The organism is Solwaraspora sp. WMMD1047 (assembly GCF_029626155.1).
Taxonomy (GTDB): Bacteria; Actinomycetota; Actinomycetes; order Mycobacteriales; family Micromonosporaceae; genus WMMD1047.
This window is the reverse complement of sequence record NZ_JARUBL010000001.1, coordinates 4446375-4464168: the sequence shown is the minus strand read 5'-3', so window position 1 is coordinate 4464168 and position 17794 is coordinate 4446375. Positions and strand designations below refer to the sequence as shown.

At 74.0% G+C, this 17794-nt stretch carries 17 protein-coding genes; 8 read left to right on the top strand and 9 right to left on the bottom strand.

Features of this window, described 5'->3' with window-relative positions; all coding sequences use genetic code 11:
• The first annotated feature begins 134 nt into the window (after nucleotides 1-134).
• Both O7627_RS20340 and O7627_RS20335 read left to right on the top strand, forming a co-directional pair.
• The gene (locus O7627_RS20340) at nucleotides 135-641 is read left to right on the top strand and encodes a winged helix-turn-helix domain-containing protein (RefSeq protein ID WP_278095086.1); all 507 of its coding nucleotides are present in this window, start codon (nucleotides 135-137) and stop codon (nucleotides 639-641) included.
• A 37-nt stretch (nucleotides 642-678) separates the two neighbouring features.
• On the top strand, nucleotides 679-2211 hold the full coding sequence (locus O7627_RS20335) for a hypothetical protein (RefSeq protein WP_278095085.1): 1533 nt from the start codon (nucleotides 679-681) through the stop codon (nucleotides 2209-2211).
• A 52-nt stretch (nucleotides 2212-2263) separates the two neighbouring features.
• Here the strand turns inward: O7627_RS20335 and O7627_RS20330 are convergent, their stop codons facing one another.
• From O7627_RS20330 to O7627_RS20315, 4 genes are all read right to left on the bottom strand, one after another.
• Nucleotides 2264-3475 (bottom strand): FAD-dependent oxidoreductase, encoded by a 1212-nt coding sequence (locus O7627_RS20330; protein WP_278095084.1) that lies wholly within the window; start codon nucleotides 3473-3475, stop codon nucleotides 2264-2266.
• Nucleotides 3472-4080 (bottom strand): TetR/AcrR family transcriptional regulator, encoded by a 609-nt coding sequence (locus O7627_RS20325; protein ID WP_278095083.1) that lies wholly within the window; start codon nucleotides 4078-4080, stop codon nucleotides 3472-3474. The genes O7627_RS20330 and O7627_RS20325 overlap by 4 nt, the downstream gene beginning before the upstream one ends.
• A 140-nt stretch (nucleotides 4081-4220) precedes the next feature.
• Nucleotides 4221-4871 carry a response regulator transcription factor gene (locus tag O7627_RS20320; protein WP_278095082.1) on the bottom strand — a complete coding sequence of 217 codons (651 nt, stop codon included), beginning with the start codon at nucleotides 4869-4871 and terminating at the stop codon, nucleotides 4221-4223.
• Nucleotides 4853-6100: a sensor domain-containing protein gene (locus O7627_RS20315; RefSeq protein ID WP_278095081.1), complete on the bottom strand. Its 1248-nt coding sequence runs from the start codon at nucleotides 6098-6100 to the stop codon at nucleotides 4853-4855. Before O7627_RS20315 ends, O7627_RS20320 begins: the two co-directional genes overlap by 19 nt.
• Before the next feature lie 140 nt (nucleotides 6101-6240).
• Here O7627_RS20315 and O7627_RS20310 point away from each other — a divergent pair, with 140 nt between their 5' ends.
• Together O7627_RS20310 and O7627_RS20305 are read left to right on the top strand one after the other, a co-directional pair.
• Nucleotides 6241-6504 carry a GlsB/YeaQ/YmgE family stress response membrane protein gene (locus tag O7627_RS20310; protein WP_278095080.1) on the top strand — a complete coding sequence of 88 codons (264 nt, stop codon included), beginning with the start codon at nucleotides 6241-6243 and terminating at the stop codon, nucleotides 6502-6504.
• Nucleotides 6505-6668: 164 nt separating this feature from the next.
• Complete coding sequence (locus O7627_RS20305) at nucleotides 6669-7640, top strand: sporulation protein (protein ID WP_278095079.1); 972 nt, start codon at nucleotides 6669-6671, stop codon at nucleotides 7638-7640.
• A gap of 85 nt (nucleotides 7641-7725) precedes the next feature.
• Here the strand turns inward: O7627_RS20305 and O7627_RS20300 are convergent, their stop codons facing one another.
• Nucleotides 7726-8085 carry a hypothetical protein gene (locus O7627_RS20300; protein ID WP_347404667.1) on the bottom strand — a complete coding sequence of 120 codons (360 nt, stop codon included), beginning with the start codon at nucleotides 8083-8085 and terminating at the stop codon, nucleotides 7726-7728.
• A gap of 204 nt (nucleotides 8086-8289) precedes the next feature.
• Here O7627_RS20300 and O7627_RS20295 point away from each other — a divergent pair, with 204 nt between their 5' ends.
• Nucleotides 8290-8691, top strand: a complete 402-nt coding sequence (locus O7627_RS20295) for a hypothetical protein (RefSeq protein WP_278095078.1) — start codon at nucleotides 8290-8292, stop codon at nucleotides 8689-8691.
• Here the strand turns inward: O7627_RS20295 and O7627_RS20290 are convergent.
• Together O7627_RS20290 and O7627_RS20285 are read right to left on the bottom strand one after the other, a co-directional pair.
• The gene (locus O7627_RS20290; protein ID WP_278098350.1) at nucleotides 8675-10930 is read right to left on the bottom strand and encodes an ATP-binding domain-containing protein; all 2256 of its coding nucleotides are present in this window, start codon (nucleotides 10928-10930) and stop codon (nucleotides 8675-8677) included. The genes O7627_RS20295 and O7627_RS20290 overlap by 17 nt on opposite strands.
• Before the next feature lie 316 nt (nucleotides 10931-11246).
• Nucleotides 11247-12377 carry a hypothetical protein gene (locus tag O7627_RS20285; RefSeq protein WP_278098349.1) on the bottom strand — a complete coding sequence of 377 codons (1131 nt, stop codon included), beginning with the start codon at nucleotides 12375-12377 and terminating at the stop codon, nucleotides 11247-11249.
• Between the two features lie 172 nt (nucleotides 12378-12549).
• Between O7627_RS20285 and O7627_RS20280 the strand changes: the two genes are divergently transcribed.
• A complete protein-coding gene (locus O7627_RS20280) occupies nucleotides 12550-13206 on the top strand; it encodes a response regulator transcription factor (protein ID WP_278095077.1) in 657 nt (218 codons plus the stop codon).
• An 89-nt stretch (nucleotides 13207-13295) separates the two neighbouring features.
• On the top strand, nucleotides 13296-14711 hold the full coding sequence (locus O7627_RS20275; RefSeq protein WP_278098348.1) for an ATP-binding protein: 1416 nt from the start codon (nucleotides 13296-13298) through the stop codon (nucleotides 14709-14711).
• Here the strand turns inward: O7627_RS20275 and O7627_RS20270 are convergent.
• Together O7627_RS20270 and O7627_RS20265 are read right to left on the bottom strand one after the other, a co-directional pair.
• On the bottom strand, nucleotides 14697-16655 hold the full coding sequence (locus O7627_RS20270) for a tetratricopeptide repeat protein (protein WP_278095076.1): 1959 nt from the start codon (nucleotides 16653-16655) through the stop codon (nucleotides 14697-14699). The genes O7627_RS20275 and O7627_RS20270 overlap by 15 nt on opposite strands.
• A 57-nt stretch (nucleotides 16656-16712) precedes the next feature.
• On the bottom strand, nucleotides 16713-17189 hold the full coding sequence (locus O7627_RS20265) for a MarR family transcriptional regulator (protein WP_347404666.1): 477 nt from the start codon (nucleotides 17187-17189) through the stop codon (nucleotides 16713-16715).
• A gap of 47 nt (nucleotides 17190-17236) precedes the next feature.
• Here O7627_RS20265 and O7627_RS20260 point away from each other — a divergent pair, with 47 nt between their 5' ends.
• Nucleotides 17237-17758, top strand: a complete 522-nt coding sequence (locus O7627_RS20260; RefSeq protein WP_278095075.1) for a VOC family protein — start codon at nucleotides 17237-17239, stop codon at nucleotides 17756-17758.
• Nucleotides 17759-17794: the final 36 nt, after the last annotated feature.

Sequence of the window (17794 nt, the reverse complement as noted above, 5' to 3'; positions counted from 1 at the left end):
CGCCGAATCCGACCGGCCGCACTGCGCGTATCGACCGTTTGACGTCTCCGGGGTTGATCAGTGGCCGAACTCGGGCAATTATTGATCGATTTCGGTTCCGCGCCGATCTTCGGGCGGCAGGCGTGGGGAGAGTCATGGACGTCGGGCTGGTGGTCTGCGTATCGCCGGACGCGGACCTGCGCGGACGGATCGTCCGCCGGGTCGACGGGTTGGCGCCGGTCCTGGTCTGCGCCGACTTCGACGAGCTGCGCAGCACCCTGTTCGGCGCGCAGCCGGGGTCGCGGCCGGTGCCACGGGACACTCCGGTGCCGGGGGAGCGGCCGCCCGCCGAGTCGTCGCGGCCGGTCTCCTACGGAGATCTGATGGTCGATCCGGTCGGCCACCTGGTGACCTGGCGCGGCGGCCCGCTGTCGACCACCCGCCGGGAACGGGAACTGCTGGTGCGCCTGATCCGTCCGCCGGTCGTGGTCTGGCCGTACGAGCGGCTCTTCGTCGAGGTGTGGGGTGGCACCTATCTCGGCGACACGTCGATTCTGCACTCGGCGGTGAAGCGGCTGCGTCGCAAGCTGCGGGCCGTCGCCGGTGCACCGCTCGTCGAGACGGTACGCGGGGTCGGGTACCGGCTGGCGCCGGTGGGCTGACGGGAAGCGCTTGCGTGCCCGGTCCATAATCGCCCCCATGGGACCGGAATCGCCGCTCGGCATCGAATTGGGGCCGGACGAGGCTCTTGCCGACACAGTCAAGACAATCGTTCTGCCGTGGTCAGGACAGTCGGTAAATATCAGGATCCCGGCCGGGACGGCGGACGGTACGGTGCTGCGGCTGCCGCAGCTGGGTCCGGCGGCGGCTGACGGGTCGCGCCAGGACGCGTACGTCCAGGTCCGGGTCGGGGCCACACCCGGTCCGGCCCCGACGGCCGGCCCGAACCCGGTGGAAGCTGCCGGGTCCGGCCAGGCTGAGTCCGGTCTGCCGCAGTACTCGCTCCCGCCCGAGTCCGGGGCAACCCAGTTCGCGCCGCCGCAGTCCGGGCCACCGTCCCAGTCCGGTCCGCCCCAGTTCGCCCCGCCCCAGTTCGCGCCGCCGCAGTCCGGCCCGCCCGCTCCGCCCGGGTCGCCGCAGTTCGCCCCGCCGCAGTCCGGCCCACCGGCTCCGCCCGGGTCGCCGCAGTTCGGCCCGCCGCAGTTCGGGCCGGCCCAGTTCCCGGTCGCCGTGCCGCCGCCCGGCCCGGCTTCGCCGTGGCGCCGCAAGCGGTTCATCGCCGCCGGGGCCGCCCTGGCGGTGCTGCTGCTGGCCGGCTGCTGCGCGGTGCCGGTGATGTTCTTCCGCGACGACCCGGCCACCGAGGCGACCGGCGATCCGTCCAGTTCGCCGAGCGCGGCCGCCCCGCGGCCGAGTGCCACTCCGGTCGGCCCGGACGAGTACCAGGCCCTGCTCACCGCCGCCGACACCGAGCTGACCAAGGAGTTCCAGACGCTGACCGCCGCGAAGAACCCGAACGTGATCGAGGTCGCCGCGCTGGACGTCCGGGCCGGCATCGACAAGCACTACCGGGCGCTGGTCGCGGTCACTCCGCCGCCGGCCATCGCCACCGCGCACACCCAGCTGCTGACCAGCCTGGCGGGCCTGCGGGAGGCGCTGACCGACGCGGGACGGGCCGCCGACTCCGGTGACATCTGCCTCGGCCCGTCGGCCCTGTCCCGGGTCGGCCGCAGCGAGGCCGCCGGCGCGGTGCGGGAGGCGGCCCAGGCGCTGGCCACCGCCGATCCGACCCGGGCGTACCGGGTGGGGTCCTTCGTCCCGAAGAATGCCGGCGACGGCAGCCGGCGGTTGGCCAACGGCACCTACGTCAAGCGGACGCAGGGGGGTTCCGGCCAACTGAAGATCGAGAACGGTGGCGGCGACGCGGTGATCAGCATCGTGAAGGGCAGTGCCAAGAGTCCCGTGATCAGGGTCTACGTCCGCAGCAAGAACAGCTTCACGGTCACCGGCATCACCGACGGGACGTACCGGATCTTCATGACCAACGGCCGGGACTGGAACCCGGGACTGCGGGCCTTCAGCCTGGAGTGCCGGTACCGGAAGTTCGACGACTCGTTCAAGTTCACCACCACCTCCCGGACCTTCACCATCTGGACGATCAAGCTCACCCCGCAGCTGGGCGGCAACGCGAGCACCAGCGGCGTCGACCCGGACGAGTTCCCGGGCGGTTGACCGTCGGCGCGCGCTCCCGGCCGGCCAGCCGGCCGGGAGCGCGCGGGTCGGGTCAGCCGGGGGATGCCGGCAGCGACCGGCTTGGCTTGATCTTGGTCAGTTCACCGATCAGCGCGCCGGCGACGATCCGGTCGACGCCCGGCAGCCGAGCCAGCCGCAGGGCGACCCGGCGGGCCGACAGTTGCCACCGCCGCTCGGGGAGGAACCACCGGGTACCGGCGCGGGCGACCCGCTGCTTCTCGGTCACCACCGGCCGCATCGTGGCCTCGTACCGGGCGAGCGCGGCGCCGACCGAGTCGGTCCCCGACGAGCCGGGGTCGACCCGGGCCAGCTCCTCGGCGAGGAGGTAACCGCCGGCGACGCCGAGCGAGGCGCCCTGGCCGGCGAGCAGCGACACCGCCTGGCAGGCATCTCCGACCAGGACCACCCGACCCCGGCTCCAGCTCGGCACCTCGACCTGCGCCACCTGGTCGTAGTAGATCTGCCCGGCCGGTGGGCAGGCTCGCAGCACGCGGGGGACGATCCAACCGAGCCGGGCGTACTCGGCCCGCACCGCGGCCCGGGGGTCGGCGGGCAGCCCGGGGTCGGCGGTGCGGTGCACGGTGAAGACCGCCACCCGGCCGTCGCGCAGCCCGTAGCAGCCGAGCTGCCGATCCACCGTGTCGGTCAGGCAGAACTGGTCGCGGACCAGGGCGTGGAGCTCCGGTACGTCGACGACGAACGCGGCGGTGTGGAAGCCGAGGTACCGCAGGAATCGCGACTCGTCGCCGAAGGTCAGGGCGCGGACCGCGGAGTGGATGCCGTCGGCCCCGACGAGCAGGTCCGCGTCGAGGGTCGAGCCGTCCGTGAGGGTGACCCGGACCCCGTCGTCGCGGTTGTCGATGGCGGTCAGGCTGGTCGCGTACCGCAGGTCCACCCGGCTGCTGACCCGTTCGCGCAGGGCCCGCTCCAGGTCCGGACGCATGATGCTGACCAGCCGACCGTCCACCAGGTTCGCGAACCGGTCGAGGCTCAGGCCGGCCCGCCGCCGGCCGGTGGCGTCCCGGTACGACATCTCCTGGACCCGGTAGCCGAGTTCGTGCAGCCGAGGCAGCACGGCGAGCGCCTCGGCCGCGTCGTAGCCGGGTCCGAAGAAATCGATCATGTATCCGGTGCCGCGGGGAGCCGGTGCCTGCTCCAGCACGACCACCTGCCAGCCGTGCTGGTCGAGTCGCTGGGCCAGGGTGAGCCCGGCTATCCCGCCGCCGCAGATGACCGCCCTCATGCCGGGTCACCCGCCGTCCGTCCGCCGGGGCGCCCGCTCGACGCGGGTGCCAGGGTCCTTTCCAGTACGGGCGCCACGGCCTCCCTGGTCAGGCCGGGCACGAGCGGGCGGTGCAGCAGTACGCCGTCGATCGCGGCGGTGAGTACCGCGGCGGTCTCCGTCGGCCCCGGTACGCCCCGGTCGCGCAGCCAGTCGGCGAGCCGGCCGCGGACCTCCTCGACGACCTCGCCGACCGCCTCGCGTACCTCGTCGTCCCGGGCTGCCGCCAGGTAGGTCTCGGCGAACAGCAGCGACGTCGGATCCCGGCCGGTGTGGGCGTCCAGCATGGCGAGCATCTCGTCCAGCGCCTCGGCCGGCGTGCCGGCGCGCTCCAGCAGCGCGATCAGCTCGGCCGTGAGGGTGCGCATCACCCCGGTCGCGGCCTCGACCAGCAGCGTCCGTACCGAGGCGAAGTGGTAGTGCACCAGCCCCGCCGCGACCCCGGCGCGCTCGGCCACCAATCGGGTGCTGACCCCGGCCCAGCCGCGCTCCGCGATGAGTTCGGCCGCCGCCACCATCAGCCGGCGACGGACCTCCTGACCCCGCTCGGCCGCCGTGCTCGCCATCCCGCGCCGCCCCCTCCCGCTCGTTGACCCGAATCTGTTGGGCAAACGCCCTGTGCGATCGCCTTGGGCACTCGCCCAAGATAGCACGGACGTCGTCGACGGCAGGGCTCGGCCGCGCCGATGCAGGTGGGTAGAGGGACTCAGCCGCGCAGGTAGGCCAGGACCGCGAGCACCCGGCGGTGGACGTCGGTGTCCGGCGGCAGGTCGAGCTTGGCCAGCACTCCGCCGATGTGCTTGGCCACCGCCGCCTCGCTGACCACGAGCGAGCGCGCGATGGCGGCGTTCGACCGCCCCTCGGCCATCAGCGCCAGCACCTCGCGTTCCCGGGGGGTGAGCCGGCCCAGCGGATCACGGCGACGGCTGAGCAGCTGCCGGACCACCTCCGGGTCGACCACGGTGCCGCCGGCCGCGACCCGGGCCAGCGCCTCGACGAACTCCTCGACCTCACCCACCCGGTCCTTGAGCAGGTAACCGACCCCGCGACCCCGGCCGGAGTCGAGCAGCTCCGCGGCGTAGGTCTGCTCGACGTACTGGCTGAGCACCAGGACGGCCAGCGACGGCCGGGCGGCCCGCAGCTCGACGGCGGCCCGCAGCCCCTCGTCGGTGAAGCCGGGCGGCATCCGCACGTCGGTGACCACCACATCGGGCGGGTCCGCCAGCACCGACGCCAGCAACGCCGGGGCATCCCCGACTGAGGCGACGACGGTGTGCCCGAACCGGTGCAGCAGCCCGGCCAGGCCCTCCCGGAGCAGCACCGAGTCCTCGGCCAGCGTCACCCGCAGGGCGGACACGGGATCTCCGCCCGGATCAGGGTCGGCCCGCCGACCGGGCTGGACAGCAGCAACCGGCCGTCGAAGGCGGCCACCCGGTCGGCGAGCCCGGCCAGCCCGGTGCCGGCTGCCGGGTCGGCGCCCCCGGCACCGTCGTCCTGGATCTCCACCACCAGCCGGTCGCCGTCGAGCGCGCCGCGCACCGTGGCCCGGCCCGCCCGGCTGTGCCGGGCCACGTTCGTCAGCGCCTCGGTGACCACGAAGTACGCCGTCTGCTCGGCCGCCGCCGGCAGCCGCCCGGTCAGCGCCAGCTCGACGTCGACCGGTACCGGAGACCGGCCGGCCACCTCCTCGACCGCCGCCCGCAGGCCCCGGTCGCTGAGCAGCTGCGGATGCACCCCGCGAATCAGCTCCCGCAGCTCGGCGAGGGCCTGCCGGGCCTGCTCGTGGGCGGTCGCGACCTGCGCGGCGGCGGGCGAGCCGGCCGGCAGGTCGAGCCGGGCCAGACCGAGCGTCATGCTCAGCGCCACCAGCCGCTGTTGCGCGCCGTCGTGCAGGTCCCGCTCGATGCGCCGCCGCTCCAGCTCGAACGCGTCGACCAGCCGGGCCCGGGACCGGGCCACCTCGACCAGCCGCTCGGTCAACTCCGCGTCGCGGGGGGCCAGCACGGCCCGGGCGATGGCCGCCCGGGCGCCCGCCCAGGCCATGATCGGGTACGTGGCCAGCGGCAGCCCGGCGAGGCCGACCAGCATGGCCCCTATCAGCAGCACCGCGGGCGTCTCGCCGCCGGCGTACAGCGGCGCGGCCAGCAGCACCAGCGGCAGGTAGAGCACGGCGAAGACCAGCATCGCGTCCACCCACCAGAGCGCGAGGGTGGCCACCAGCAGATAGCCGAACTCGCGCCAGGTCACCGGCTCGCGGGCCCGGGTGGTCAACCAGCCCCGCCAGCCCGGCCGGTCCGGCGGCCGGTGCGGGTCGACCACCGGTTCGGTGTCGACCAGCCGCAACCGGCGCCGCTCGTAGCGGGCCACCACGATGCCGAGCCAGACCATCGCCGGGAACGCCAGCAGGCCGACCAGGCCGACCAGCAGGATCACCCCGAGGAGACCGAGCGCGAACAGCGCGGCGGCGGTGACCGCGCCGAGCAGCGCGCCGGACGCCAGGTACGCCAGCGACCGCCACGGCCAGGCCGAGCGGAGCAGCCGCAGCGGCGGCAGGGTCAGCGCCTCCAACGCGGTACGGGGAACCACACTGCGACGCTACCGGTGGCCGACCCGTAGCGCGGTAGCGCTGGATATACCTTCGGTCCGGCAGGCCACGACGTCGGTTTACCGGACTCGGACGCCGGGGTAACTACCCGCTCGTTACTCCTCGACGAATGGAGCGTCCCGTGGAAGTGACCGGCCTCTTCGCCGCCATCATCATCGGCCTGATCATCGGGGCACTCGGCCGGTTGGTGGTGCCCGGAAAGCAGGACATCCCGATCTGGCTCACCCTGGCCATCGGCGTGGTCGCCGCGCTACTCGGCACCATCGTGGCCGACCTCGCCGGCGTGGCCGAAACGCCCGGCGTGGACTGGATCGAGATTTTCATCCAGATCGCCTTCGCCGCCATCGGCGTCATCCTGATTTCCCGGTTCTACAAGCGCACCTGACCCGCACCTGCATCGCGATCGGCCCGGCACCGGATGGTGCCGGGCCGATCGCTTTCAGCAATCTCCCAGGTAGGGCCGTTAGCCTCGCTGGCTGGTGTGTGCTCCACGGTGGATGGTCCACACCGGGCAGCGGCGGGACTCCGCCCCATCACAGGAGTGGTTCCATGGTCTTCAAGAAGATGTTGAGCGCCTTCGGTGTCGGCGGGCCCAGCGTGGACACCGTCCTCGCCAACCCCAACACCCGGCCTGGACTGACGCTCGCGGGGCAGGTGAACCTGATCGGCGGGGACAACCCCGCCGACATCGAGCAGATCACCCTCTCGCTGGTGGCCCGGGTGGAGATCGAGAGCGGCGACTCCGAGTTCGCGGCCGGCATGGAGTTCTACCGGCTGCCGGTCAGCGGCCCGATGCGACTGGACGCCAAGCGGGACCTTTCACTGCCGTTCGAGCTCCCGGTGCCGTGGGAGACCCCGATCACCGACGTCTACGGCCAGCGCCTGCGCGGAATGGTGCTCGGTCTGCGTACCGAGGTCGCGGTGGCCCGGGCGGTCGACAAGGGTGACCTGGACGCGGTGTCGGTGCACCCGCTGCCGGTGCAGCAGCGCATCCTCGACGCCTTCGCCCAGCTCGGCTTCCGGTTCAAGAGCGCCGACCTGGAGCGCGGCCACCTCTACGGGGTGCAGCAGACGCTGCCGTTCTACCAGGAGATCGAGTACTTCGCCGCGCCGCAGTACGCGCACGCGATCCGGGAGGTGGAACTCACCTTCGTGGCCAACCCGCACACCGTCGACGTCATCATCGAGTGCGACAAGCGCGGCGGCATGTTCAGCGCCGGCCACGACAGCGTCGGCCGGTACGTGGTCGACCACGCCACCGCCGACCAGGTGGACTGGGCCCAGCGGGTGCAGGAGTGGATGGGGCAGACGGTGGCGAGCTACAGCAGCATGGGCGGCTACGGCCAGCCGGCCGGCTATCCGGGCGGCTACCACGGTCACCGCCATCGCGGCGGGCACCGCGGCGGCGGGATGGGTGGCGTGGTGGCCGGCGCCGGCCTCGGCTTCCTGGGCGGCATGGTCGCCGGTGAGATGCTCGACGACGCTTTCGAGGGCGGCGACGACGGCGGCTTCGAGGAGTAGCCCGCCACCAGCGCCTGCGCCGGCGTGTCCCCCCGGCCGAAGCCGGGGGGACACGCCGGGCAGCCGTTACCGGCCGCGGCGGCCGTTACCCGCCGTGCCGCCAGGAACTACCGGCCTTCGCCAGGCCCCGGCTGACCAGGTAACCGATGGTCAGTAGGGCGATCAACCACCACGCCCGGTCGGCGCGGAAGATGTCCACACCGTCGGCGTTGCGGCCGACCAGCTGCGAGGCGAGCAGCGTGCCGCCCACCGCCAGCAGGTAGATCCAGAACTCGGTGCTGCGAACCGCGGGCTTCGTCTCGCTGCCGCGCATCAGCCCACCACGCCTGCCACCGCGCATCTCGGGCTGGTTCTCCGAGTGCATCGCCGGGATCTGCTGCGTGTTCATGTACTGCTCGTCCGGCATCTGACTGTTAGACGCCCGGTACGGGGTCTGCGTACTCATCTGTCCCTCCTCGGATTCGATGAGACTGCCGGTGCGATCTCCCGGTATCCGCCCATGGCGCAGCGAACTGCCGGGCACCCGCTGGCTACCCGCCGGCTCCGCCGGCAAACGACCGCCCGCCGGCCGGTTGATCCCGTCCCGCCGGGGAAGTCGACGGCCGGCGCCCCGAGGGTGGGCGGCCGGCACGACGGAGGGGGTGGCGGCGTGGGCGATCAGGAGCGGTCGCGGGATGCGGTACGACAGGCGCGGGACCGGGTGACCGGGGACGACTACGGACCCGACGCCGCCGAGGAGGTGACCCTGCCGCCCGGCGACGAGCTGATCGAGGCGGCGGAACGGGACCTCGACGATCCGGCCGACGCGCAGGCCGATCCGGACACGCTGCGCGACGGCGGCCCGACCCGCCACCGGGGCGTGATCACCACCACCGGCGGCCGGGCCGGACCGGCGAGCGTCCGACGCCGCCCCCGCCGTCCGGGCGGCAAGGTCGCGCCTACCACCACCGGCGACGCCAACACCGGGGGCCTGAGCACCCCGGCGGGCGGCAGCACCAGCGACGGCGCCAGCCAGGCGAGTCAGGTCGGCAACTTCACCGATCGACGTTGAGCACGCCCAGCCGGCGGGTCGCCCGGGTCAGCGCCACATACAGGTCGTTGTGCCCGCGCGGCGACTCGGCCACGATCCGGTCCGGGTCCACCACGACCACCGCGTCGAACTCCAGGCCCTTGGCCTGCGCCACGGTGAGCATCACCACCCGGCTGGTCAGGTCCGGCTGGTCACCGACGGCGGTGTCGGGCACGGCGGCGGCGACCGCCGGCCCGAGCTGGCCGGTGAGCGCCGCCGGGACCAGCACCCCGACCCGGCCGTCGCCGACCTCGGCGAGTTCCCGCCCGGTCAGCTCGGCGAGCCGGTCGGCCAGCCCGTCGGCCGGTACCCGCAGCTCCCACGGCGACACCCCGGCGCGGCGGACCGCCCGGGGCGGGGTCAGCGCCGGATCGATGCGGGCCAGCACCTTCGCCGCGACCGCCATGATCTCGGCCGGCGTGCGGTAGCTGACCGTCAGCTCCTCCAGCCGCCACCGGTCGCCGACGTAGCCGGCGAGCACGTCGTCCCAGGAACCGGCGCCGGCCAGCGCCCCGGTCTGGGCCACGTCCCCGACCACCGTCATGGACCGGCTCGGGCACCGGCGCATCAGCACCCGCCAGGCCATCGGGGAGAGCTCCTGCGCCTCGTCCACGATGATGTGCCCGAACGTCCACCGCCGATCCGCCGCGGCCCGCTGCGCGGTGGTCAGCTGCTCGCGGTCGACCTGCCGCTCGTCGAGGCGGTCGGCGTCGATCAGGTCGGCGACGGTGAGGATCTCGCCCTCGTCCTCGTCCTCCAGGTCGATCGACCGGGAGCCGTGGGTGATGTCGAGGACGCCCTCGGCGTACTCCAGGCGGGCCCGGCGGGCCAGCTCGTCGCGGCGCGACCCGGACCGTTCGCGTTCGCCGAGCAGTTCGGCCGCCTCGTCCAGCAGCGGCGCGTCGGACGGTGCCCAGCCGCCCGGTTCGCGCCGCAACAGCCGGCGCTGCTCGTCGGTCAGGTCGGGGGTCGCGGCGGCGATCCGATCCTCGTCGCGGAACAGGTCGGCGAGCAGCCGTTGCGGGGTCAGCCGGGGCCAGAGCCGGTCCAGCGCGGCCCGGACCTCGGGTTCGGCGCGCAGCTCGCGGCGGATCTCGGCCAGGTCGGCCTCGTCGAGCAGGTTCTCCCCGCCCAGCGGGTCCGCCCCGATCCGGTCGGCGACCTGACCGGCCAGCGCGTGCACGATCTCGATGTCGAACAGCTCGCGGGCCAGGTTGTGCGGCCGGCCGGAGCGGCGAGCCCGGTCCCGGGCCGCGACGCAGGTGGCCCGGTCCAGCCGCAGCGTCTCCCGCTCGACGACGATCTCGACGGCCTCGTCCGGCACCTCCTGGCGGTCCCGGATCGCCGCGGCGAGCACCTCGGTCATCGCCAACCGGCCCTTCAGCGCGGCGGTGGCGGCCGGCTCGGCGCGGGTCGCCACCACCCCCGGATACAGCTCGCCGACGGTACGCAGCAGCACCCCGGTCTCGGCGAGCGCCGGCAGCACCTGGGAGATGTAGCGCAGGAAGGTCGCGTTCGGGCCGACCACCAGCACACCCCGGCTGGAGAGCTGCTGGCGGTGGGTGTAGAGCAGGTAGGCCGCCCGGTGCAGCGCGACCGCGGTCTTGCCGGTGCCCGGCCCGCCCTGCACGACAAGCACGCCGGGCAGCTCCGAGCGGATCACCCGGTCCTGCTCGGCCTGGATGGTCTGCACGATGTCGCTCATCCGGCCGGTCCGGCCGGCGGAAACCGCGGCCAGCAGGGCCGCCTCGCCGGTCAGCTCCACGTGGTCGGAGGGGCGGACGCTGCGCAGGTCCAACACCTCGTCGTCGAGGCCGACCACCGTGCGGTTCCGGGTGCGGATGTGCCGGCGGCGGCGTACCCCGTCCGGGGCCGCCGCGGTGGCCAGGTAGAACGGCCGGGCCGCCGGTGCCCGCCAGTCCATCAGCAGCGGTTCGTCCGGATCGCGGTCGGCGCCGTCGGCGGCGTCGGCGGCGTCGGAGTCGGAGTGGTCGAAGATTCCGATCCGGCCGATGTAGCGGCGGGTTCCGTTGTCGAAATCGAGTCGGCCGAAACAGAGCCCGCTCTCCACCGCGCCGAATCGCTGGACCTGCTCGCTGTACATGGCGACCGTGCTGTCCCGCTGGGAGCGGGCCTGCTGGGTGCCGCCGGTGTACCGCAGATGTTCGGCCAACCGCCCGGCGGCCAGCGCGCGCAGTTCGTCGAGGCGACCGTAGAGCATGGTCACGTACCGCTGCTCCTGGGAGATCTCCCGGTCCTGGCCCTCGGGCCGCGGGTCGCGGTCCGGTTGTGCCAGGCCGGCGCCGTCGTGACGCTGGTCCGGCCGCTGAGGTGCGGAACGGGTGTCTGTGCCGCCGGATTGCCTTGACAAACCAACTCCCTGTCGAATAAAATCGGTGCTCTGAACGGCATTAATTTGCCGTTCTTTTTTGTGTCCCAAAACGTCGAAGATAGCCTGCCACAGCGCGTCCGCCAAGACGGAGGCACGGGTAGGCGGCTGTCGGCGGGATGCCGACAGCCGCCAGGGTGCCTGAGCCTCAGCGGGCCGCGGCGACCTCGTACAACCGCTGCGGGGTGACCGCGCCGACGAGCAGCCGGCCGTCGTCGGTGAGTAGGGCGCTGAACAGGTTCGAACTCAGCAGCCGGCCGCTGCCCCAGTCGCCGGAGACGGCCGGGAGCTGCTCCAGCAGTGCGGTCAGGGCCGGCTCGCGGTCGGCCGGCGCGCTCGCGTCCCCGGCCTTCGCCGGACCGTCGCCCTGGCCCGTCCGGGCCACCAGCACGGTGGTCCAGCCGGTACCGGCCGTGGTCCAACCAGCCCCGTCGGCTCCGTCGGGCTTGCCGGCCTCGGAGCCCGGGATGCCGGGCTTGCCGGCGTGGGGATCGCCGGCGCCGTCGAGCGGCTCCTCCTCGGTCACGGTGGTGCCGGCGGGCGGGTTGAACACGAACTGCTCGGGGTCCGGCCGGGCGAAGTCGACCTGGGTGAAGGCGACCTCGAAGGCCGCGTCGTCGGCGCCGGTGGCGAACACCTCGAAGCGCAGCGGAACATGCTCGGTGGCGTCGATGGCGATCCGCACCTGACCGATCAGGGAGGTGGCGTCGCGCGGATCGAGAACCAGCTCGTACGCCTCCCGGCCGGCGATGGTGGCCGACCGGCCGACACTCACCTCGGTGCTCGGGTCGATCGCGGCCAACGCGCGATCGGCGGCCTGCTGCGGGGTCAACGCCAGCTCCGCCGGGCCGGCGATGTGGCCGTCGGGTTCGGCGCGGTTGACCAGCACCCGGTGCTGCGCCTCGTTGGTGCGGCTGTTCCAGACCCACACGTCCGATCCGTTGCGGATCACGTCGGTCTCGCCGAGGGTGCCCAGCACCGCCACCCGGACCTGTTCCGGACCGGCGTACCAGACCCGGACCGTGTTGCTGCCGGCCACCAGCGCCGAGAGGTTCTCGGTGGCCTGGGCGCCCAACCCCGGCAGCGCCGGCAGACCGAGGTCGGCCCGCTGCACGACGGTGCCGGAGAGCCCGCCCAGCCGGGCGGTCTGCAGATCGACGAGGAGCTGCGCGGCGCTGCGGGGCGGCAGGCTCGGCTCGGCCGACGCGGTGAAGACGCCGACCGCGGCGCCGCCGCCCACCAGGACGGCCGCCGCGCTCACCGGCACCAGCCAGCGCATCAGGGGCCGACCGCGGGTCGGCGATTGGTCACCGGCCACGGGCCGATCGGGTCGTTCGGACATCGGGCACCTCCTGCGTTCATCCTGCCTCGGATTCCAGCCTGCGTCGCGACCACTGTGAGAGCCCTGAGAGCCGGGCCGGCCGGTTGGCCCGGGATGGCACTCTTGACGGGTGCGGTTGCTGTTGGTGGAGGACGAGGCGCGGCTGGCCACCGCGCTGCAGCGCGGGCTGCGGGCCGAGGGATTCGTGGTGGACGTCGCCGGCGACGGACCGAGCGGTCTCGACCTGGCCCGGCACGGCGGCTACGACGCCATGATCCTCGACGTGATGCTGCCCGGGCTGTCCGGTTACCGGGTGGTCCGACAGCTGCGGTCCGAGGACCGCTGGCTGCCGGTGCTGATGCTCTCGGCCAAGGACGGCGAGTACGACGAGGCCGACGGGCTGGACTGTGGCGCCGACGACTACCTGACCAAGCCCTTCTCGTACGTGGTGCTGCTGGCCCGGCTGCGGGCGCTGCTGCGGCGCGGCGCGCCGCAACGGCCGGCGGTGCTGACCGCCGGTGACCTCAGCCTGGACCCGGCCCGGCGGCGGGTGGCCCGCGGCGAGGTCGACGTCGACCTCACCGCCCGGGAGTACGCGCTGCTGGAGTACCTGATGCGTCGGGGTGGGGCGGTGGTCTCCAAGACCGAGCTGCTCGACCACGTCTGGCAGGCCAGCATGGAGACCACGCCGAACACGGTCGAGGTCTACATCGGTTATCTCCGGCGCAAGATCGGTCGGGACCTGCTGCAGACGGTCCGCGGTGCCGGTTACCGACTAGCGGTATGAGCCGGCGCGCGGCCGGCGACACGGCCGGGTCCGCCCGCCGGCGGGTCCGGGGGATACCGGTGCCGATCCTGGGCCTGCGCGCCCGGCTGATGGTGATCAGCGTCGCCGGGTTGGCGGTCGGCCTGGCCGTCGGCGGCGTGGTCCTGCTGGCCGCGCTGGGTTACACCCTGCACCGCACGGTCGACGCGGAGGCGTTCAAGACCGCCGACGCGGTGGCGATCCTCGCCGGCCAGGAGGCGCTGCCCGATCCGCTGCCGGTGGCCGGCGGCGAGGTACGCGTCCAGGTGGTCGACGCATCCGGCCGGGTCCGGGCCGCCTCCATCGGCGCCGACCGGCTGGTGCCGATGCTCTACCCCCGGGAGCTGGCCGAGCTCGGCACCCGGGACGGCCGCTACGTTCCCGGCGAGCGGCTCGGCATCGCCGGGCCGGTGCGGGTCGTGCTGGTCGCCACCGGATCGCCCGACGACCCGCAGACGGTCCTGGTCGCCAAGTCGCTCACCGACGTGCGGCACAGCCTCAAGGTGGTCCGTGGCATCCTGTTGGTCGGGTTCCCGCTGCTGCTGGTCGGGCTGGCCCTGGTGGCCTGGCGGATGATCGGCGCCACCCTGCGGCCGGTGGAGCAGCTGCGGGCCGGGGCCGACGAGATCACCGGCAGCGCCCGGTCCGGCCGGCTGCCGGTGCCGGTCTCCGGCGACGAGATCCACCGGCTGGCGGTGACCCTGAACGGGATGCTGGACCGGCTGGAGGGCGCCCGCCAGCGGCAACGCGCGTTCGTCGCCGACGCCGCGCACGAGCTGCGCAGCCCGTTGGCGAACATGCGGATCCAGCTGGAGGTGGCGCAGCGGCTGGCCGACCAGACCGACTGGTCGGCGGTCGCCGAGGACCTGCTGGCCGACAACCGGCGGTTGAGCCGGCTGGTCGACGACCTGTTGCTGCTGGCCCGCGCCGACGACGCCCCGACCGGCCGCCGATCGGCCGCGGCGCCGGTGGAGCTGGCCGACCTGCTGGCCGGCGTGGCGGCCGGCTATCCCGCCGACCGGCTGCGGGTCGCCCCGCCGGCGGCGCCGCTGTGGACCACCGGTGAGCCGGAGGAGCTGCGGCGGGTGCTGGCCAACCTGGTCGACAACGGACTGCGGCACGCCGCCGAGGAGGTGGTCCTCGCCGCGGAGCCGGCACCCGACGGGTCCGGCGACCACCTGGTGACGGTCACCGACGACGGGCCGGGCATCGCGGTCGAGGACCGGGACCGGGTCTTCGACCGGTTCACCCGGCTCGACGACGGGCGAGCCCGCGACGGCGGCGGCGCCGGCCTGGGACTGGCGATCGTCCGCGAGCTGGTGCGCCGGCAGGGCGGCGAGGTGCGGCTGCGCGACGCCAGGCCCGGAGCGGACCGGCCGGGCCTGCGGGTCGAGGTGCGGCTGCCCGGGTACGACCCGGCCGCGGACCCGTCCGACCCAGTGGGTCCGGTGGACCCGGTGGACCGGCAGGGTTCACCGGTCGGGTGAGGCGCCGGACCGGCTGGTGCAGACCGGGCGGGCCCGGCCGACCGTGTCGGTGGAGTAGACCACCGCGACCGAGAAGCAGAAGTCGGTGTTCTGGTCGAGGCCGTACACGACGAAGCTGGTCGCGCCGGCCGGCAGCTCCTGGATGGCGCTCGGCTCCTGGCCGGCCCGCCCGCCGGAGACCACCACCGGCCCTTCGGCGCCGGCCGGATAGACCCAGTCCAGCGTGACCCGGTCCCGCCCGTCCACAAGCGTCACCTCGGTCGGCGGGCTGCCGGGTGCGGCGGCGGTGGTCGGCACCGGGGTCGGGCCGGCGCTCTCGGCGCCCGGCGGTGGGCCGGCGCTGCGGCCGCCCGGCTCGGGCTCCTCGCCGTCCACCAACGCGAAGCCGGCGATCACCGCTCCCGCGCCGAGCAGGACCACCACCAGGCCGGCCAGGATGACCGGGGTGTTGCGGCGTTGGGCCGTGGGCGGCCGGTGGATCCGTACCGGCAGCGCCGCGTGCCGCCGGGCCGGCAGGTGCTGCACCCGCCGGACGCCGTCGCCGCCGTCCGGCGGGTCGCGGTGGGTTGGTGGTGGCAGCGCCCGGGTGGCGCGGGCCAGCGACGCCAGCGCCGGCACGGTGGGCGGCAGCGGCGGTACGGCGCGCGGCTCGTCCGCTCGGGCGGCCGGGTCGGGGCCGCCGCTGGACGGCTGATCCTCGTACGGCGGCCAGTCCTGCCCGGTCGCCCGGCCGGCCCAGCCGCCGCCGTTCTGCCCGGCCGGATGATCGCCGGCCCCGGTCCCGGCGGGGGACCGGTCCCAGCCGGCGGCGTCCGGTTGCGGCGGTATCCGGTACGACGGGTGCGGGGGATCGTCATGAGCCGGCGGGTACGCCGATCGGGTCGCGAGGCCGGGGGCCGGATGGGTGGTCACCCCGGTGTGGCCTGGCGGGTGATCGCCCGGCGGTCCGGGCACGTACCGCCCGGCAGCGGCCTGACCGGTCGGATGGTCCGCGACCCGGCCGGCCGGGTGCTGATCTCCGGCCTGGTTGGTGGGGTGATATTCCCCGGCCCGGCTGGTCGGGTGGTCTCCGGTCCGGTCGGCGCCGGCGGCATGCCGCCCGGTCGATTCCGCGGCCGATCCGACCGGCCGCTCGCCGCCGTGACCGCCGTACTGGCGCGGATGGCCGAGGTCGGACGGGTGGCCGGGGGTGGCCTGTTCGGTGGTCGGCCCGGCCAGCGGCTCCGGCCCCGCCACGGCGTCCTCGTCGGCGCAGACGTGGTCGGGGTTGGCCGCGGCCCGGGCCAGCGCGGCGACCTGGGTGGCCAGCGGGTGGTCGGCCGGCAGGTGCTCCCGGCAGAGTTCCCGGGCCAGGGCGAGGTGCCCGTGCCCCTCGGTGAAGTGCCCGCAGTCGCGCTGCATGGCGCCCAACCTGGCCAGCATCTTGATGCCGCTGAGGTGGCCGTCGCCGTACACCTCCCGGTGCAGCTCCCAGGCCTCCTGCAGCCGGGTCCGGGCGACCTCGCACTCGCCGCGGGCGTACTCGACGGTGGCCAGGTCCGCGTGCGCCGCCAGCACCCGCAGCGACTCCGGGCCGTCGGTGGCGGTCAACTCGATGATCACGTCGCGGTAGAGCAGCGCCGAGCGGTCGTGGCTGCCGACCCGGTGCAGGACCGCGGCGAGGGTGGCCGCGGCTGCGACGGTGCGCTGGTCAGCGGGGCCGTGGAGCCGGCTGGCCGCGGCGTACGCGAAGGCGGCCCAGCCCCGGGCCGAGTGCGGCTCGCCGAGCGCCACCAGGACCCGGGCCTGCAGTCCGGCCGCGTCCGCGAGCTCTGCGGAGGCGTTGGCCGGACTGGGATCGGCGTTGGCCAGGGCCGCCCCGAGCAGTTCCTGGGCACCGGCGAGATCGCCGGCGGCCACCAGCTGGTTGGCCTGTCTGGTCAGATCGCCGAAACCGGAGGACACGCCCCATCGTGCGTGTCCGGCGACGATGAGTACAAGAGCCGGTTGGCGACAGTTTAGTCATGTTGTCGGGCGATCCGGGTCGAGATGGTCGGCGAGCGCCTCGCTGATCCGCCGGAGCTGGTCGATCTCCGCCGGGCTGAGCTGATCGAAAAGGTGTCTCCGTACCCCCTCGACGTGGCCGGGGGCGGCCGCCGCCAGGGCCTGGAAGCCGGCCTCGGTGAGCACCGCCACCTGGCCGCGCCGGTCGGTCGGACAGCTCTCCCGGCGGACCCAGCCGGACTCCTCCAGCCGCGCGGCGGCGTGCGACAGCCGGCTGCGGGAGGAGCTGTTCAGCTTGGCGAGTTCGCTCATCCGCAGCCGTCGGCCGGGTGCCTCGGAGAGTCGGACGAGGATCTCGTAGTAGGCGTGTGGCATGCCGGCATCGCGCTGCAGTTCGCGGTCGAGGGTCTCCATCAGTCCGCGGGAGGCGGTCAGGAACGCCCGCCAGGTCCGTTGTTCGTCGGGATCGAGCCACCGGGTCATGACGCCGATCATACTCGGACTGGTTGAATTCTCAACTAAAACGCGCTACGGTCGTGGTCATGGGCATCCATCGACTCAACCACGCGGTCCTCTACGTCAGTGATCTCGCCCGCAGTGTCGCCTTCTACCGCGACGTGCTGGGCTTCCGGCCGATCCCGATGACCCCGGACGGCTTCGCCGGCGCGGCCTTCCTGCAGGCACCGGACTCCACAAACGACCACGACCTCGGCCTGTTCGAGATCGGCTCCGCCGCCGGGCCGTCGCAGGCCGGCCGGTCCACGGTCGGCCTCTACCACCTGGCCTGGGAGGTCGACACCCTCGACGAGCTGTCGGCCACGGCCGCCCGGTTGGCCGACGCCGGGGCGCTCGCGGGCAGCTCCGACCACGGCACCACCAAGAGCCTCTACGGCCGGGACCCGGACGGACTGGAGTTCGAGGTGGTCTGGCTGATCCCCGCCGACCTGCTCGACGACCGGGCGGTCGAGGCGCGCAAGCGGATCGGTCGGCTCGACCTGGCCCGCGAGAAGCAGCGCTACGGCGGACAGACCCGCGGCGGCGTCGGCGTCTCCGTACCGTCCTGACCGGGTTCGGGTGACAGCGGCCCGGCCACCGGGGTA

What these genes read in the sequence shown, in the direction of transcription:
- O7627_RS20340 (WP_278095086.1), top strand. Translation starts at nt 135, where the DNA reads ATGGACGTCGGGCTGGTGGTCTGCGTATCGCCGGACGCGGACCTGCGC.
- O7627_RS20260 (WP_278095075.1), top strand. Translation starts at nt 17,237, where the DNA reads ATGGGCATCCATCGACTCAACCACGCGGTCCTCTACGTCAGTGATCTC.
- O7627_RS20305 (WP_278095079.1), top strand. Translation starts at nt 6,669, where the DNA reads ATGGTCTTCAAGAAGATGTTGAGCGCCTTCGGTGTCGGCGGGCCCAGC.
- O7627_RS20335 (WP_278095085.1), top strand. Translation starts at nt 679, where the DNA reads ATGGGACCGGAATCGCCGCTCGGCATCGAATTGGGGCCGGACGAGGCT.
- O7627_RS20300 (WP_347404667.1), bottom strand. Translation starts at nt 8,085, where the DNA reads ATGAGTACGCAGACCCCGTACCGGGCGTCTAACAGTCAGATGCCGGAC.
- O7627_RS20330 (WP_278095084.1), bottom strand. Translation starts at nt 3,475, where the DNA reads ATGAGGGCGGTCATCTGCGGCGGCGGGATAGCCGGGCTCACCCTGGCC.
- O7627_RS20285 (WP_278098349.1), bottom strand. Translation starts at nt 12,377, where the DNA reads ATGCGCTGGCTGGTGCCGGTGAGCGCGGCGGCCGTCCTGGTGGGCGGC.
- O7627_RS20265 (WP_347404666.1), bottom strand. Translation starts at nt 17,189, where the DNA reads ATGATCGGCGTCATGACCCGGTGGCTCGATCCCGACGAACAACGGACC.
- O7627_RS20275 (WP_278098348.1), top strand. Translation starts at nt 13,296, where the DNA reads ATGGTGATCAGCGTCGCCGGGTTGGCGGTCGGCCTGGCCGTCGGCGGC.
- O7627_RS20325 (WP_278095083.1), bottom strand. Translation starts at nt 4,080, where the DNA reads ATGGCGAGCACGGCGGCCGAGCGGGGTCAGGAGGTCCGTCGCCGGCTG.
- O7627_RS20290 (WP_278098350.1), bottom strand. Translation starts at nt 10,930, where the DNA reads ATGCTCTACGGTCGCCTCGACGAACTGCGCGCGCTGGCCGCCGGGCGG.